Origin of the sequence: Prescottella sp. D32 (assembly GCF_037287305.1) — a bacterium.
Classification (GTDB): Bacteria; Actinomycetota; Actinomycetes; order Mycobacteriales; family Mycobacteriaceae; genus Prescottella; species Prescottella equi.
The window spans coordinates 1,607,842-1,622,599 of the sequence record NZ_JARBSW010000001.1 but is presented as its reverse complement, the minus strand read 5'-3'; the positions used below and the strand labels follow the sequence as shown (position 1 = coordinate 1,622,599).

Here is a 14,758-nt window from a genome sequence, read left to right as displayed (position 1 = left end):
AGTAGCTTCGTGGCCAGACTGCCCGAGAGACGAGGATGACCGTGACCAAGTACATCGCCGCGATCGACCAGGGGACGACCTCGAGCCGGTGCATGATCTTCGATCACGACGGTGACGTCGTCGGCGTCGCACAGAAGGAACACGAGCAGATCTTCCCGGAGCCGGGCTGGGTGGAGCACGATCCCGAGGAGATCTGGACCAACACCCGCGAGATGGTCGGGTCGGTCCTGGCCAAGACCGACCTGACCGCCAAGGACATCGCCGCGGTGGGAATCACCAATCAGCGCGAAACCACCGTCGTGTGGGATCGCGAGACCGGAAAGCCCGTCTACAACGCGATCGTGTGGCAGGACACCCGTACCGACAGTCTGTGCGACGAGCTCGGCGGTGACGAGGGTCGCGGACGCTTCCGCGAGACCACCGGGCTGCCGCTGTCCACGTACTTCTCGGGGCCGAAGGTGCGGTGGATCCTCGACAACGTTGACGGCGCACGCGAGCGGGCCGAGGCCGGCGAACTCGCCTTCGGCACGATCGACTCCTGGATCATCTGGAACCTCACCGGCGGTCTGCACATCACCGACGTGACCAACGCCTCGCGCACTCTGCTGATGGACCTCGAGACCCTCGACTGGGACCACGACATCTGTGCGGCGATGGGAATCCCGGTGTCGATGCTGCCCGAGATCCGCAGTTCGTCCGAGGTGTACGGCGATCTGGCGCTGCCCGGCATCTCGGCGGGAATCCCGATCGCCGGGATCCTCGGTGACCAGCAGGCCGCGACGTTCGGTCAGGCGTGCTTGTCGGAGGGCGAGGCCAAGAACACCTACGGCACCGGCAACTTCCTTCTGCTCAACACCGGCACCGAGAAGGTCCACAGCGAGCACGGTTTGCTCACCACGGTCTGCTACAAGCTCGGCGACAAGCCCGCCGTCTACGCTCTGGAGGGGTCGGTGGCCGTCACCGGCTCGCTGGTGCAGTGGCTGCGTGACAACCTCGGAATCATCCAGTCTGCCAAGGACATCGAACCGCTGGCACAGACCGTCGAGGACAACGGCGGTGCGTACTTCGTGCCCGCCTTCTCGGGTCTGTTCGCGCCGCGGTGGCGTCCCGATGCGCGCGGCGTCATCGCCGGACTCACCCGATACGTCAACAAGGGTCACCTGGCGCGCGCTGCTCTCGAGGCCACCGCGTACCAGACCCGCGAGGTCATCGAGGCCATGCGCGCCGACTCGGGGGTCGAACTCACGACGCTCAAGGTCGACGGCGGCATGGTGGTCAACGAGACACTCATGCAATTCCAGTCGGACATCTTGGATGTCCCGGTCACGCGTCCGGTCGTGAACGAGACCACCGCGCTCGGCGCGGCGTACGCGGCCGGCCTGGCCGTCGGATTCTGGGAGAGCGAGGACGACATCCGCACCAACTGGGCGGCGGACAAGACCTGGGAACCTCGGATGGGCGACGCCGAGCGCGAGCGCCTCTACGCCGGCTGGAACAAGGCCGTCGAGCGCACCTACGGCTGGACCGACGAGGACAACGCCTCCACGTAGGCCTTCCACGCCTGGAGTCGCTCGCGCCAGTAATCCGCACCCGGACCGGGCCCTACCTGAGTTGCGCGAATCCGAACCTCGGCGTCGTCCACGACGAAGTCGATCCGCACCTCGATCGGTGACTGAGCCGTTGCGGCCTCGGATCCCCACCTCATCGCGATGGTCTCACCGTCGACGCAGTCCACGACCCTGCCTCTGCGCTCGTCCCAGGAGATGAGGGCATCGCCACCGACTTCCGCATCGACGACAAGATCCACCCACCATCCGGCGCGTTCGCGGTACCGCGCGATCGCATTCCACACCTCGCGAAGCGAACCGCCGACCGCGACGGTTTCGTCCACCGTCTGGCGTTCGGGCCCCACCGGATCGCCCCCGACGGGCGCGAACGCCTCGAGACTTCTCAGGTCGTCGAGCGAAACGAGCGCCGCGGCCGGCGCACCGTGCCGGGTGATCGTGATCCGCTCGCCGCGGTATCCCACCCGGCACACCAGCTCCCGCAGCTGCGCCCGCGCTTCCCCGAACGGAACCTCCGACGTCGTCATTGCACGGATGCTAGGCGCGCGGTCCGACAGTCCGGCCGGGCGGAAGCACCGCGGTTCGAGCGCAGAAGATCGATCACCGACAAAGCCATTTGGTACAGATCACGAGGTTTTGTACAAAACTCTTCAGGCACCGATCACAGTTCCCGAGCGATGCGCCGAGTGGGCGGCCCGCAATCGGTCGACGCCCTCGGCCAGCACCGCGCCGTCGTAGGTCGCGAAACACAACCGGGCCGCATGCGGGTGGGCGCTCGCGACGCCGAACGCCCCGCCGGGCACGAACGCGACATCGTGCCCGACGGCGGTGTCGAGCAGGCGCGTGGTGTCCGTGCCGTCGGCGAACTCGATCCAGCAGAACATCCCCCCGTGCACCGCCGCGTGCGAGATACGTTCCCCGAAAGCGGCTTCGAGGGACGATACGAGAGCGTGCGCGCGCCCCGCGTACGCGGCACGGACGGTGGCTAGATGCCCGTCGAGCCACGCGGCGTCGCCGAGCAGTTCCGTCGCGATCTGCTGTGTGAGCGACGAACCGCACAGGTCCGCGCCCTGCTTGAGCAGTTCGACGGCCTCGCACACCCGGCGATCGCCGTGCAGCCAGCCGATCCGCAGCGCCGGGGCGAGGGTCTTCGATCCGCTCGACAGCCGGATCACCCGATCGGAGTGCGCCGCGACCGGGGCGGGCGCGGGCGTATCGAACCACAGTTCGCCGTACGGGTCGTCCTCGATGATCCAGAATCCGTACTCGTCCGCGAGCGCCGCGAGGTGGACCCGCCGCTCCGCCGACAGCACGACGCCGCGAGGGTTGTGGAAGTTGCTCACCGTGTGGACGAGCTTGGGCCGCAACCCCTCCCGCAGAGCCTGCTCGAGTGCCGCGGTATCCATGCCGTCCGCGTCGAGCGCGACGGGCACCAGGGCGGCCTGTGCCGTGCGGAACACCTGCAGCGCACCGGTGTAGCCGGGTTCTTCGACGACGACGGTGTCACCCGGATCGAGGAGCACCTGCGCGAGCAGGCTGAGCGCCTGCTGCGAACCGTGCGTGACCACGACCTCGGCCGGGTCGATCGACCGCCCCACCTTGACGCCCTCCCGGGCCGCGACGGTCTCGCGCAGCGGCGCCCAGCCGGACGTCTCGCCGTACTGGACCGAGCGCGGATCGGCGAGGGCGCGGTGCGCGGCCTCGGCGATCCTCTCCCGCGGAACGAGTTCGGTGGCGGGCAGTCCGCCGGCCAGGCTGATCACCTCCGGACGCGCGGTGAGGGTCAGCAGATCCCGGATGGCGGAACTGCGCAGACCGGCCATCCGGGAGGACAGACGTGGGGACGAGTCGAAAGACGACGGATCGAGTGACATGGAGGCGGCTCCGTGGCGTGGGACGGCGCGCCGTCGTACGTGCGACGGCGCAGGACGAAGGCAGGTACACCCAGGTCGTCCCGGATCCACGGGGCGGAGAGCGATGCGAGGGGCCGATGGTTCTCGGCCCCTCGCATCATTTCACAGCGCAACCACTATTTGGAAACTGAATCCCGAATCGTGAGACTCGTCATCTCAGTCCAAGTCGTCGTGGCGCATCAGCTGCCGCGACGCCTCGGTGATCGAGCCGGACAGCGACGGGTACACCGAGAACGTCTGCGCCAGGTCGTTGACGGTGAGGTTGTTCTGGACCGCGATCGCGATCGGCAGGATCAGCTCCGACGCGGTGGCCGCGACGACGACACCGCCGATGACCACCCCGGTGGCCGGGCGGCAGAAGATCTTCACGAAACCGCGGCGCAGACCGGACATCTTGGCCCGCGGATTCGTGTTGAGCGGCAGCATGACGGTGCGCGCGGGCACTTCGCCGTTGTCGATCGCGGCCTGGCTGACGCCGACGTTCGCGATCTCGGGACGGGTGAAGACTGCGGAGGCCACCGTCTTGAGCTTGATCGGGCTCACGCCCTCGCCCAGCGCGTGGTACATCGCAATGCGACCCTGCATCGCGGCCACCGAGGCCAGCGGCAGCAGGCCCGTGCAGTCCCCGGCCGCGTAGATGCCGGAGACCGCGGTCCGCGAGACACGGTCGACGCGCAGGTAGCCACCCTGGCCGAGTTCTATGCCGACCTTCTCGAGGCCCAGCCCCTCGGTGTTGGGCGTCGAGCCCACCGCCATCAGCGCGTGACTGCCGTGCACGGTACGACCGTCCGACAGCTTGACGACGATCCCGCCGTCCTCGGTCCGTTCGACGGCGTCGGCGCGGGCGTGCTTGACCAGGGTCACGCCGCGCTCGGCGAGCACGTCCTCGAGGACCAGGGCGGCGTCGGCGTCCTCGTGCGGCATGACGCGGTCACGGCTCGACACGAGAGTGACCTTGACCCCCATCTCGGTGTACGCGGACACGAACTCGGCGCCCGTGACACCGGAACCGACGACCACCAGGTGCGACGGCAGCTCCTCGAGGTCGTACAGGTGACGCCACGTGAGGATGCGCTCGCCGTCCGGCACGGCACCGGGCAGCACGCGGGGGCTCGCGCCGGTCGCGATGAGCACGACGTCCGCGTCGAGGATCTTCTCCTCGCCGGTGGTGAGGGTCGCGCGGACCTGGTGGGCCGCCATACCGATCTGCCGGTCGATCAGCTCGGCCTTACCGGAGAGCAGCTGCACGCCGACGCTCTGCAGGCGCGCGCGAATGTCGGAGGACTGCACCTGCGCGAGGTTCTTGACCCGGGAGTTGATCTCGGGCAGCGAGATCGTCGCGCTCGAGGGATCGAGGGAGATACCCAGGTCGGTTGCCCGCCGCATGTCGGTGCGGATACCGGTCGAGGCGATGAAGGTCTTCGACGGAACACAGTCGAACAGGACGCACGCGCCACCGATGCCGTCCGAATCGATCAAGGAGACCGCGGCGCCGTGCTGTGCTGCCACCAGCGCCGCCTCGTATCCGGCAGGTCCGCCGCCGATGATCACGATTCGGGTCATTCGTCCTCCAAGCTTGCCTCGACGGCCGGGATCTCCAGCCTGGCCCGGGTACAACGCTATTCCAGTGACCGGGAACACGCAGGCAACGGGCCCCTCCCGAGCGCCGAGCACATCGGATCGTGCGCCGGACGGTTCTCCGGGTTCCCGAGTTCCGAGCCGACGGATTAGGCTTGCCGCCGTGCCGATCTATGCCGCCTACGGGTCCAACATGCACCCGGAACAAATGCTCGAGCGCTGCCCGCATTCGCCGATGGCGGGCACCGGGTGGCTCCGAGGCTGGCGATTGACCTTCAGTGGCGGCGACATCGGCTGGGAGGGCGCACTCGCGACGGTCGTCGAGGATCAGGACGATCCGGATGCCGCGGTCTTCGTCGTCCTCTACGACGTCCCCACCGAGGACGAGGAGCGCCTGGACCGCTGGGAGGGTTCCGAACTCGGCATCCATCGCAAGATCCGGTTGCGCGTCGACACCGCCGACGGGCCCGTTCTCGCCTGGCTGTACGTGCTCGACGCCTACGAGGGCGGCCTGCCCTCGGCCCGCTATCTCGGCGTGATGGCCGATGCCGCGGAGATCGCCGGCGCCCCGGCCGAGTACGTCCGGAGCCTGCGCACCCGCAACAGCCGTAACGTCGGCCCCGGCACGCCCTGACCGCCTGTCACGACTGCAGCACCAGGTTCGTCAGGACCCGAACCCCGGTGACCAACGCCCGCTCGTCGAGGTCGAACGTGGGCTGGTGGATGTCCAACTGAGGGCCGTGCCCGGACCACACGCCGAGCCGCGCCATCGCACCCGGCGCCTCCTCCAGATACCAGGAGAAGTCCTCGCCGCCACCCGACTGCGGGGTGTCCGCGAGAGCGTCGGGACCGATCGCGCGCACCGCGTCCTCGAACATCCGCGCCGACACCTCGTCGTTCACCACCGGCGGCACCCCGCGCCGGTAGTTGAGCTCGTAGCGCACGCCGGTCGGCGCGAGCAGTCCGTGGACGATCTCCCTGACCGTCGGCTCGAGCAGCGCCCACGTGTCGTGGTCTCCGGTGCGGACGGTCCCGGTGAGGATGCCACTTCGGGGGATCGCGTTGGGGGCCTGCCCGGCGCTGACCGCGCCCCACACCATCACCGTGCCGCTACGCGGATCGATGCGGCGGCTGAGCATCCCGGGCAGCCCGGTGATGACCGTGCCGATCGCGTAGACCAGGTCCGTCGTCAGGTGCGGCCGGGAGGTGTGACCGCCCGGCGAGTCGAGGACGAGTTCGATGGTGTCCGCCGCGGAAGTGATGGCACCGACCCGCACGCCCACCTTGCCCGCCTCGAGCCGCGGGTCGCAGTGCAGTGCGAAAATCCGCGAGACCCCCTGCATCCCGCCGGCGGCCACGACGTCGATGGCACCGCCCGGCATGACCTCCTCGGCCGGCTGGAAGATGAACCGCACGCCGATCGGCAACTGCGGCAACGAGTTCAATGCCAGTGCTGTCCCGAGCAGGATCGCGGTGTGGGCGTCGTGGCCGCACGCGTGCGCCACGCCGGGCACGGTCGACGAGTACGGCGCACCCGTCGCCTCCTGCAGCGGCAGCGCGTCCATGTCGCCGCGCAACCCGATCCGCATTCCGCCGGGGCCGATGTCGCAGATCACGCCCGTCCCTCCGGGCAGCAGCAGCGGTGACATCCCGGCCGACGACAACTGGCTCGCAACGAACGCGGTGGTCGCGAACTCGTGCCGCGCCAGTTCCGGATTGGCGTGGAAGTGCCGACGCCACCGCGACAGGTCCATCGTGTGTTCGGCGAGCCACTTCTCGACGTCCTCGTTCACCGACGTTCCACTCCTTCCAGCAGGCGCGCTCGCTGACCTTCGTCGAGCGCGGCTCGAATCGTCGTGCGCGCCAGAGCGATCGCACCGTCGACCACGGCCTGGTCGGCCGACTCGTTAACCGCTGCCGCCGCGAACGCCGGCTGATGCGTCACCGCGCCGCCGGAATCGAGTCCCACGACCGGGTGAATTCCGGGCAGCACGTGCGTCACGTTGCCCATGTCGGTACTGCCCAGCGGCCGAGACGATTCCAACTCGGCGGACAGCGGAGTCCGGCCGAGGTCGACGATCTCGTCGCGGTACACGTCGGACAGCCACGGGTCCGGCCGCAGTTCGCTGTACGGCGGCGAGACCGTGCGGATCCCGTGTGTGCACCCCGTCGCGAGCGCCCCGGCCGCGAAGCACGCCTCGGCGCGGGCGGTCAACTCCTCGAGCGAGTCCGCCGTCCGCGCCCGCAGGTAGTACAGCATCTCGGCGTGGGCGGGCACGATGTTCGGTGCCGCGCCGCCGTCGCTGACTATTCCGTGCAGTTGCTGCCCCGGCGACAGGTGCTGACGGAGCAGCGCGAGACCGACCTGCGCGACGGTGACGGCATCGGCTGCGTTGCGGCCGAATTCCGGTGCGGCCGACGCGTGCGCCTCCCTGCCCGCGAACGTGATCGCGAGGTCGGCGAGCGCGAGCGACGTCGCACCCACGATGTCGAAGGGTCCGGGATGCACCATCAACGCCGCCGCGACATCGTCGAAGACACCGCGCTCGAGCATCAGCACCTTGCCGCCGCCGGTCTCCTCGGCCGGTGTCCCGATGACCCGCACGGTGATTCCCAGCGCATCCGCGACCGGCGCCAGCGCGAGGGCGGCGCCGACCGCGGATGCCGCAATGACGTTGTGCCCGCACGCATGACCGATCTCCGGGAGCGCGTCGTACTCGGCGAGCAGCCCGATCACCAGATCGCCGCTGCCGACAGTCGCCTCGAACGCCGTGGGCAGGTCGGCGATTCCGGTGCGCACGTCGAAGTCGTGACCGCGCAGGAAGTCGACCAGCTTGGCGGCGCTGCGGACCTCCTCGAACGCCAATTCCGGTTCGTCGTGGATGGAGTGCGACAGCGCGATCAGATCCGATCGCGCGGCCGACACCGTCTCCGATACTGCAGGGGATCCTGACCTCACAGCGTCCAGTCTCTCACTCCTGCGGGCCGGGCCCTCGTCAACCGAACTTGAAGTTGCTCTCGTCGGTCGCGGTGCCGAGGGCTTCGAGCGTTTCGCGGTGGATGCCGCGCTTGATCCCGGAGAGATTCGCCCCGCGCGTGGAGACGAGTGCCGACGCCCGCGCGACGGCAGCACCGAGCACCAGATCGCCCTCGACGGCGTCGTCGACGATGCCCGCCGCCAGCGCGTCGGCCCCGCCGTAGCGGCGTCCCGTCGTCATCGCCTCGACGGCCGTCTGCCGCGTCAACCGGGACGTGAGGAGCGACGACATCCCCACCGTGAACGGCATGTTCAGATTGACCTCGGGCAGGCAGTAGTAGCCGCGGTCGCTGCGCATGACGCGGAAATCCTGCGACACCGCGAGCATCGCGCCGGCACCGAAGGCGTGACCCTGCACGGCCGCGATCGTCGCCATCGGGAAGGTCAGCAGCCGGGAGAAGACCGTGTGCACCCGATCGAGATACCCGGGCAGCTTGTCGAGGTTGCCGAAGATCCAGTCGGTGTCGAGGCCGTTCGTGTAGAACTTTCCGGTCGCCGTGGTGACCAGCGCGGCGGGCCCCTCGTGCGCCTCGACCTCGTCCAGCAACGCGTGCGTCGCGTCGATCCAGTCGGGGTGGAACCGATTCTCGTTGTCCGTCTCACCCTCGTTGCCGAGGTACAGGACGAAGACGTCGCCTTGACGATTCAGGTATGGCATGGGCGCGATACTACCCGCGAGTAACATCGCGTGCCGCCACTACTGTGTCCCTTCATGGGCACACTCGAGCAGCAGGCCGCCGACGTTCTCGCCGAACGTACCGGGATCGCGAAGCACCGCGCCGCGGTCGTTCTCGGATCGGGATGGCGGGCCGCAGCCGACTCGCTGGGCGAGCCGGTCGCCACGGTCCCGATGGCGGACCTTCCGGGTTTCGCCACACCGTCCGCCTCGGGACACGCCGGCACGGTGCTTTCGATCCGTGTCGGTGACACGCCGGTTCTCGTACTTCTCGGTCGCGCGCACGCCTACGAAGGGCACGACCTCACGCGCGTCGTGCATCCGGTCCGCACCGCGATCGCCGCCGGCGCCGACACCGTCGTGCTCACCAACGCCGCGGGCGGGATCCGCGAGGGGATGAGCGTCGGGCAGCCCGTCCTCATCAGCGACCACCTCAACCTCACCGCAAGGTCACCGCTCGTCGGGGCCCAGTTCGTGAACCTCGTCGACTCCTACAGCCCCCGGTTGCGGACCCTCGCCCGCGAGATCGACCCGACCCTGGCCGAGGGCGTGTACGCGGGACTGCCCGGCCCGCACTACGAGACGCCCGCGGAGATCCGCATGCTCCGCATCCTGGGTGCCGACCTGGTGGGGATGTCGACCGTGCACGAGACCATCGCGGCCCGCGCGCTCGGCGCGGAGGTCCTCGGCATCTCCCTCGTGACCAACCTCGCCGCCGGCATCACCGGAGAACCTCTCGACCACGCCGAGGTCCTGGCCGCTGGGCAGGCGTCCGCCGGGCGCATGGGCGGACTGCTGCGCGACCTGCTGGCGCGGCTGTGACGCTCCGCTTCGGGACCGCCGGCCTACGCGGACCGGTCGGCGACGGACCGGACTGCATGAACGTCGGGGTCGTCGAGCGCACCACGGCGGGGCTCGCGGCCTGGCTACGCGGCCAGTGCCTCGGCGGCGGCATCGTGGTCGTCGGCCGGGACGCCCGGCACGGGTCGGAGGAGTTCGCGGCGGCCGCGGCCGAAGTGCTCGCGGCGGAGGACTTCGACGTGGTGCTGCTGCCGCGGCCACTGCCCACTCCCCTGGTGGCGTTCGCGGTACGCCGACTCGGCGCGGCAGCCGGCGTGCAGATCACCGCATCGCACAATCCGCCCGCCGACAACGGATACAAGGTGTACGTCCACGGCGGGGCACCGCTCGCGGCCCCGGCCGACCGCGAGATCGAGGACGCGATCGCGAACGTCGAACGGGTCGGCCGTGCCCCGGTCACGCCGGTGGACGACGCGCTGGTCACCGCCTATCTCGAGCGAGTCGCGTCACTGCCGTTCGGCGACAGGCGGGACATCCGGATCGCACTCACACCGCTGCACGGTGTCGGCGGCGAGATCGCGGTGGCCGCCCTGCACGCGGCGGGGTTCACCGACATCCACACCGTGGCAGGGCAATTCGCACCCGATCCAGACTTTCCCACCGTCACGTTCCCGAACCCCGAGGAACGCGGCGCCACGGAAGAACTGCTCGCGCTCGCGGCGTCCGTCGACGCCGACGTCGCGATCGCACTCGACCCCGACGCCGACCGCTGCGCGGTCGGTGTGCCCGGTCCGGACGGCTGGCGGATGCTCACCGGTGACGAGACCGGCGCGCTGCTCGGCGATCGGATCCTTGCGCACGCCTCCGGGGACGCACTGGTCGCGACGACGATCGTCTCGTCGACGCTGCTCGGCCGGATCGCCGAGGCCCGCGGATTTCGTTCCGCCCACACCCTCACCGGGTTCAAGTGGCTCGTGCGCGCCGGCGAGGGCCTGGTCTACGCGTACGAGGAGGCCGTCGGGCACTGCGTCGACCCGCAGGTCGTGCGCGACAAGGACGGCATCTCCGCGGCCGTGCTGATCGCGGACCTGGCCGCCGACCTCGCGGCGGACGGGCGCACTCTCGGCGGTGCCCTCGACGACCTTGCCGCGCGCTTCGGCGTCCACGTCACCGGCCAGGTCTCGCGCCGGTTCGACGACCTCGACGAGATCGGCCGGGCGATGGCCCGACTGCGCGAGTACCCGCCGGCGGAGCTCGCCGGAATCGGCGTCACGGCAAGGGACCTCGCCGCGGCGCGCGGTCCGCTCCGCACCGACGCGGTGACCTTGACCGGCCCGGGGCTCCACGTCACGGTCCGGCCGTCGGGCACCGAGCCGAAACTCAAGGCCTACTTCGAGGTCGTCGAACCCGTTACGTCCACCACGCACCTCGCCGCCGCCCGGGTCGCCGCACAGGCGCGGGCCGAGGCGGTGCGGGCGCACCTTGCGGCGGGAGATCGACCCGGCACATCCTGAAGCGCGAGTACCTCCCACCCGAAGGTGACAACGGAACGGAGAACACGATGCTCCGACAGAACGGTTCCACGTCGAGGACGCGCACGGCGACCCTCGCGATCACGGGGGCCGCGCTCGTCGCTCTCGCCGGTTGCGGCGGGAACGACGACGGCTGGCAGGATCCCACCTCGACCACCGGTACGACCACCGGCACGACGACCGGCGCGGGCACCGGCACGCCCGACGCCGCCCCGGGCACACAAGCCCTCGCTCGGGCCGGAGCGACCGCCGTGGCGGCGGTACCCGAGGGTGTCCTCGTCTCGATCGAAGCCGAGCACGACCGGACGTGGGAGGCGCAGGTCGTCACTCCCGACGGGATCGAACACCACGTCGATGTGTCCGCCGACGGCGCGACGGTCCTCGGGACGCCCCGGATCGAGGAAGAGGACGAAGCCGACCGCGCGAAACACCGCGACCGCGTGCAGGCAGCGACTCTCGACTACAACGCGGCCACTGCCGTCCTGCTCACCGAAGTACCCGGCGGCGCGGTCACCGAACTCGACCTCGACTCCGCCAACGGCACCACGGTGTGGGAGGCCGACGTGATCGACGAGTCCGGCACCAAGCACGAGGTCACCGTCGACGCCGCGACCGGCACGGTCCTGGCGAACACGACCGGACGCTGAACTCGGCGAACCTCCCGCTCGGGCAGATCAATCTCTGGTACAACGTTCCGGTACCGATGGTTGGCAATTTGAGAGGTTCGGCCGATATGAGAGTTTTCCAGGGCGCTGCCGCAGGCCGGGTCCGAACGGCTGCCGTCGTCGGCGCAGCACTCGTCGCCTTGGTCGGTTGCGGCAACGACGACGGCGGCGCGGCAACCACCACGAGCGCCGCTGCCGCGACGAGCACCTCCGCGAAGGCCTCGACGACGTCGGCTTCGGGGGCTTCCGGGGCGTCCGAGGCTTCGGGGGCTTCCGGGAACACGGCGACATCCCCCACATCGGCATCGGCCGCGACTGGCGCCCCGTCGCTCGCGCCCGGCTGGAACGCCAAGGTCTTCGAACATGCCGGCCGCACCGCGCTCGCGGCAGTTCCCGGCAGCTCGCTGGTGTCCATCGAGGAGAACAGCGACGGCAGCTGGGTCGTCGACCTGATCAACGCCGACGGCGTCGCGGTCGAGGTCGGCATCTCCCCCGACGGTGACCGCGTCATCGCCGGCCCCTCGGTGACCGGGGAACCCACCCCGGGCACCGACGTAGCCAAGCTCGACTACACGGCCGCCACGGGCGTCGTGCTGACCGAGGTCCCGGGCGGCCGGATCACCGACCTGCAACTCGTGGTGGAGAAGGGCGGCACGTACGTGTGGGAGGCCGACGTCGTCGACGCGTCCGGAGCGCGGCGCGCCGTGGACGTCGACGCGGTGAGCGGACGCGTCCTGCAGAACGCCCCGCGCTAGCTAGCGGGGGCCGAACTGGCGGTCGCCCGCATCGCCGAGTCCCGGCACGATGAAGGCGTTCTCGTCGAGGCCCTCGTCGACGGTGGCCGTGACCAGGCGGACCGGGTGGCCGGAGTTCGCGAGGGCGTCGACGCCCTCCGGTGCGGCGACCACACACACCGCGGTGACGTCGGTGGCGCCACGCGCGACGAGCAGATCGATCGTGTGCACCATCGAACCGCCGGTCGCGAGCATCGGATCGAGCACGTACACCGGGATGCCGGAAAGGTCGGCCGGCAGCGACTCGAGGTACGGCACCGGCTGGTGCGTCTCCTCGTCCCGGGCCATCCCGACGAAACCGACCCGCGACTGCGGGATGGCCAGGCTGGCCTGGTCGACCATGCCCAGGCCCGCTCGCAGGACCGGGACCAGCAGGGGCGGCGCCGCCAGCCGGTAACCCGTCGTCACCGCCACCGGCGTCTTGACGTCGAACTTCTCGACCGGGGCGTCGCGGATGGCTTCGTAGATCAACATCTGGGTCAGTTCGCGCAATGCGGACCGGAACGTGGGGCTGTCGCTGCGCTCGTCCCGCATCGTCGTCAGAAGAGCAGCTGCCAGCGGATGATCGACCACGCACGTTTCCATGAGTTCACAGGATAGTGGGGACCTCCGCCGCCGAATTCGATGGGAACCGAACCGCGCCTCACCGCGTCCAACTCTTCGACGGACATCTTCTCGACGGGGGGACTGCATGGGTGAGTTCTCGGCACGGACGGCAGGTATCGCGACGTTCGGCGCGACGGCCGCTGCTCTGGCCGCACAGACCGAGGCCGCGGGCGCAGCCGCGGGCGCGGCGGGTCCGGCACTGCTCGGACCGGTCTTCGGAGTCGTCGGGGGCGACTTCGTGGCCGCGTTCACGGCCGCTCAGGATGCTCACGTTGCCCAGGTGCGGCGACTGTCGTCGGCCTGGTCGGCCATGAGTGCAGCGGCCGCGAACACCGCCGCGGCGTACGACGCGACCGATGCCGCGGGCGCAGCCGCCCTCATCGACACGGGCGCAGGCGCCCTCGTCGCGACGGACGCCGGGCTGTCATGATCGACGTCCTCGCGCGCCCTGTCGTCGACCTTCTCGCCGCGTTCGGTTCCGGTGCCCTTCCGGCCGGCTCCCCCGCCGCATCGCTGCGGGCGGCCTCGGAAGCGATCGACGCCGCCCATGCGGTGGGGCGGACCGGGATCAGCGAACTCGGCGGCACCTGGACCGGTGTCGCCGCCGACGCGGCGGTCACGAAAGCGGAGGCCACACAGTCCGCATCCGTGCAGCTGTCGGATCGCGGCCGGGAGATCGCGACCGTCGTCGAGGCTGCGTCCGAGAGCGTCCGGGCAGGCAACGCCGAGCTCGCGGCGATCCTGCAGTCCTTCCTCTCACTCGCGTCCTCGGCGCTTCCCGCACTGGCGACACCGGCCGGGCAGATGATGTTGATCGGTGCCGCGACAGAACACCTCGGGCGTGCGCTGACCGTCGTCGAGCGAGTGCGCGGAGAGTTGGCCGCGCACACCGCGAAGATCGTGGACCTCACCGCCCCGGACCCGGTGCCGGACGACGCCCGCACGGTCGCCGCGTCCGCGCCCCTTCCCGCGGCACCCGTGGCACCGCAGGCCGATGTGGCCGGGCGGGTGCTGTCGGCGTTCGCGGGTCCCTCCTCGGGGCCCGTCGGATCCTTCGGCTCGTCGGCCGGCGACGCGGCACCCGTCGCCTACGGCTCCGGCTCGTACGGTTCCGGTTCGGCCGTGGCATCCACCGAGAGCGGCAGTGCCGGCGGCTCGACTTCGTACGATCCCCGCTTCGGCGGGAGCGGTGTCGAGATCGTGCTCCCCGACGGCACCACCGCCGTGGCCCCCAACGAGGAGGCCGCCGACGCGGTGCGCAATGCCCTCACCCAGCAGGGTGTGCCGTACCAATGGGGCGGCACGACGCCCGGACAGGGTCTGGACTGCAGCGGCCTCACCCAATGGGCTTACCGCGAAGCCGGAGTGGAATTGCCGCGGCTGGCCCAGGAACAGAGCGTCGGCGTTCCGGTCACCCAGGAGAACGTCATGCCCGGCGACCTCGCGGTGTGGGACGGCCACGTCGCGATGGTGATCGGCAACGGCCAGATGGTCGAGGCCGGCGATCCGGTGTCGGTCAGCGCGATCCGAACCAGCAACAGCGGCATGGGCTTTCACGGCTTCTACCGGCCCACCGAATGAGCATCCCGTC

Annotated in this window: 15 protein-coding genes; 8 read left to right on the top strand and 7 right to left on the bottom strand. The window is 70.1% G+C overall.

The window, feature by feature from the left end:
• Window positions 1–35 precede the first annotated feature (35 nt).
• Entirely contained in the window at window positions 36–1,550 is a 1,515-nt protein-coding gene (glpK, locus tag PSS76_RS07455) for a glycerol kinase GlpK (RefSeq protein WP_044991324.1), read from the top strand.
• Here glpK and PSS76_RS07450 read toward each other — a convergent pair.
• The 3 genes from PSS76_RS07450 to PSS76_RS07440 form a co-directional block, all read right to left on the bottom strand.
• Window positions 1,514–2,092, bottom strand: coding sequence for a type II toxin-antitoxin system prevent-host-death family antitoxin (locus PSS76_RS07450; protein ID WP_084922966.1), 579 nt, complete (start codon window positions 2,090–2,092; stop codon window positions 1,514–1,516). The two genes, glpK and PSS76_RS07450, sit on opposite strands and share 37 nt — an antisense overlap.
• 123 nt (window positions 2,093–2,215) lie before the next feature.
• The gene (locus PSS76_RS07445; protein WP_337456080.1) at window positions 2,216–3,439 is read right to left on the bottom strand and encodes an aminotransferase-like domain-containing protein; all 1,224 of its coding nucleotides are present in this window, start codon (window positions 3,437–3,439) and stop codon (window positions 2,216–2,218) included.
• A 195-nt stretch (window positions 3,440–3,634) separates the two neighbouring features.
• A complete protein-coding gene (locus PSS76_RS07440; RefSeq protein ID WP_005518596.1) occupies window positions 3,635–5,041 on the bottom strand; it encodes an NAD(P)H-quinone dehydrogenase in 1,407 nt (468 codons plus the stop codon).
• 178 nt (window positions 5,042–5,219) lie between these two features.
• On the opposite strand from PSS76_RS07440, the gene PSS76_RS07435 reads away from it, so the two are divergent.
• Window positions 5,220–5,690, top strand: coding sequence for a gamma-glutamylcyclotransferase family protein (locus PSS76_RS07435; protein ID WP_005518595.1), 471 nt, complete (start codon window positions 5,220–5,222; stop codon window positions 5,688–5,690).
• A 7-nt stretch (window positions 5,691–5,697) separates the two neighbouring features.
• Here the strand turns inward: PSS76_RS07435 and PSS76_RS07430 are convergent, their stop codons facing one another.
• From PSS76_RS07430 to PSS76_RS07420, 3 genes are all read right to left on the bottom strand, one after another.
• Window positions 5,698–6,849, bottom strand: coding sequence for a M20 family metallopeptidase (locus PSS76_RS07430; RefSeq protein ID WP_005518594.1), 1,152 nt, complete (start codon window positions 6,847–6,849; stop codon window positions 5,698–5,700).
• Window positions 6,846–7,982, bottom strand: a complete 1,137-nt coding sequence (locus PSS76_RS07425) for a M20 family metallopeptidase (protein WP_005518592.1) — start codon at window positions 7,980–7,982, stop codon at window positions 6,846–6,848. Before PSS76_RS07425 ends, PSS76_RS07430 begins: the two co-directional genes overlap by 4 nt.
• Before the next feature lie 70 nt (window positions 7,983–8,052).
• Window positions 8,053–8,751 carry an enoyl-CoA hydratase/isomerase family protein gene (locus tag PSS76_RS07420; RefSeq protein WP_022597206.1) on the bottom strand — a complete coding sequence of 233 codons (699 nt, stop codon included), beginning with the start codon at window positions 8,749–8,751 and terminating at the stop codon, window positions 8,053–8,055.
• 54 nt (window positions 8,752–8,805) lie between these two features.
• On the opposite strand from PSS76_RS07420, the gene PSS76_RS07415 reads away from it, so the two are divergent.
• The 4 genes from PSS76_RS07415 (at window position 8,806) to PSS76_RS07400 (ending at window position 12,522) form a co-directional block, all read left to right on the top strand.
• Complete coding sequence (locus PSS76_RS07415) at window positions 8,806–9,591, top strand: purine-nucleoside phosphorylase (protein ID WP_022597207.1); 786 nt, start codon at window positions 8,806–8,808, stop codon at window positions 9,589–9,591.
• Window positions 9,588–11,084 (top strand): phospho-sugar mutase, encoded by a 1,497-nt coding sequence (locus PSS76_RS07410; protein WP_013416797.1) that lies wholly within the window; start codon window positions 9,588–9,590, stop codon window positions 11,082–11,084. Before PSS76_RS07415 ends, PSS76_RS07410 begins: the two co-directional genes overlap by 4 nt.
• 47 nt (window positions 11,085–11,131) lie before the next feature.
• Complete coding sequence (locus PSS76_RS07405; RefSeq protein WP_013416798.1) at window positions 11,132–11,749, top strand: PepSY domain-containing protein; 618 nt, start codon at window positions 11,132–11,134, stop codon at window positions 11,747–11,749.
• Window positions 11,750–11,835: 86 nt separating this feature from the next.
• On the top strand, window positions 11,836–12,522 hold the full coding sequence (locus PSS76_RS07400; RefSeq protein ID WP_286461590.1) for a PepSY domain-containing protein: 687 nt from the start codon (window positions 11,836–11,838) through the stop codon (window positions 12,520–12,522).
• Here the strand turns inward: PSS76_RS07400 and upp are convergent, their stop codons facing one another.
• Window positions 12,523–13,146, bottom strand: coding sequence for a uracil phosphoribosyltransferase (upp, locus tag PSS76_RS07395; RefSeq protein WP_013416800.1), 624 nt, complete (start codon window positions 13,144–13,146; stop codon window positions 12,523–12,525).
• 106 nt (window positions 13,147–13,252) lie between these two features.
• Here upp and PSS76_RS07390 point away from each other — a divergent pair, with 106 nt between their 5' ends.
• Both PSS76_RS07390 and PSS76_RS07385 read left to right on the top strand, forming a co-directional pair.
• On the top strand, window positions 13,253–13,597 hold the full coding sequence (locus tag PSS76_RS07390) for a type VII secretion target (RefSeq protein ID WP_064057773.1): 345 nt from the start codon (window positions 13,253–13,255) through the stop codon (window positions 13,595–13,597).
• Window positions 13,594–14,748: a bifunctional WXG100 family type VII secretion target/C40 family peptidase gene (locus tag PSS76_RS07385; RefSeq protein ID WP_337456079.1), complete on the top strand. Its 1,155-nt coding sequence runs from the start codon at window positions 13,594–13,596 to the stop codon at window positions 14,746–14,748. The genes PSS76_RS07390 and PSS76_RS07385 overlap by 4 nt, the downstream gene beginning before the upstream one ends.
• Window positions 14,749–14,758: the final 10 nt, after the last annotated feature.

Coding starts and splice junctions, on each gene's coding strand:
- PSS76_RS07385 (WP_337456079.1), top strand. CDS start 13,594: ATGATCGACGTCCTCGCGCGCCCTGTCGTCGACCTTCTCGCCGCGTTC.
- PSS76_RS07415 (WP_022597207.1), top strand. CDS start 8,806: ATGGGCACACTCGAGCAGCAGGCCGCCGACGTTCTCGCCGAACGTACC.
- upp (WP_013416800.1), bottom strand. CDS start 13,146: ATGGAAACGTGCGTGGTCGATCATCCGCTGGCAGCTGCTCTTCTGACG.
- PSS76_RS07450 (WP_084922966.1), bottom strand. CDS start 2,092: ATGACGACGTCGGAGGTTCCGTTCGGGGAAGCGCGGGCGCAGCTGCGG.
- PSS76_RS07440 (WP_005518596.1), bottom strand. CDS start 5,041: ATGACCCGAATCGTGATCATCGGCGGCGGACCTGCCGGATACGAGGCG.
- PSS76_RS07390 (WP_064057773.1), top strand. CDS start 13,253: ATGGGTGAGTTCTCGGCACGGACGGCAGGTATCGCGACGTTCGGCGCG.
- PSS76_RS07445 (WP_337456080.1), bottom strand. CDS start 3,439: ATGTCACTCGATCCGTCGTCTTTCGACTCGTCCCCACGTCTGTCCTCC.
- glpK (WP_044991324.1), top strand. CDS start 36: ATGACCGTGACCAAGTACATCGCCGCGATCGACCAGGGGACGACCTCG.
- PSS76_RS07405 (WP_013416798.1), top strand. CDS start 11,132: ATGCTCCGACAGAACGGTTCCACGTCGAGGACGCGCACGGCGACCCTC.
- PSS76_RS07420 (WP_022597206.1), bottom strand. CDS start 8,751: ATGCCATACCTGAATCGTCAAGGCGACGTCTTCGTCCTGTACCTCGGC.
- PSS76_RS07400 (WP_286461590.1), top strand. CDS start 11,836: ATGAGAGTTTTCCAGGGCGCTGCCGCAGGCCGGGTCCGAACGGCTGCC.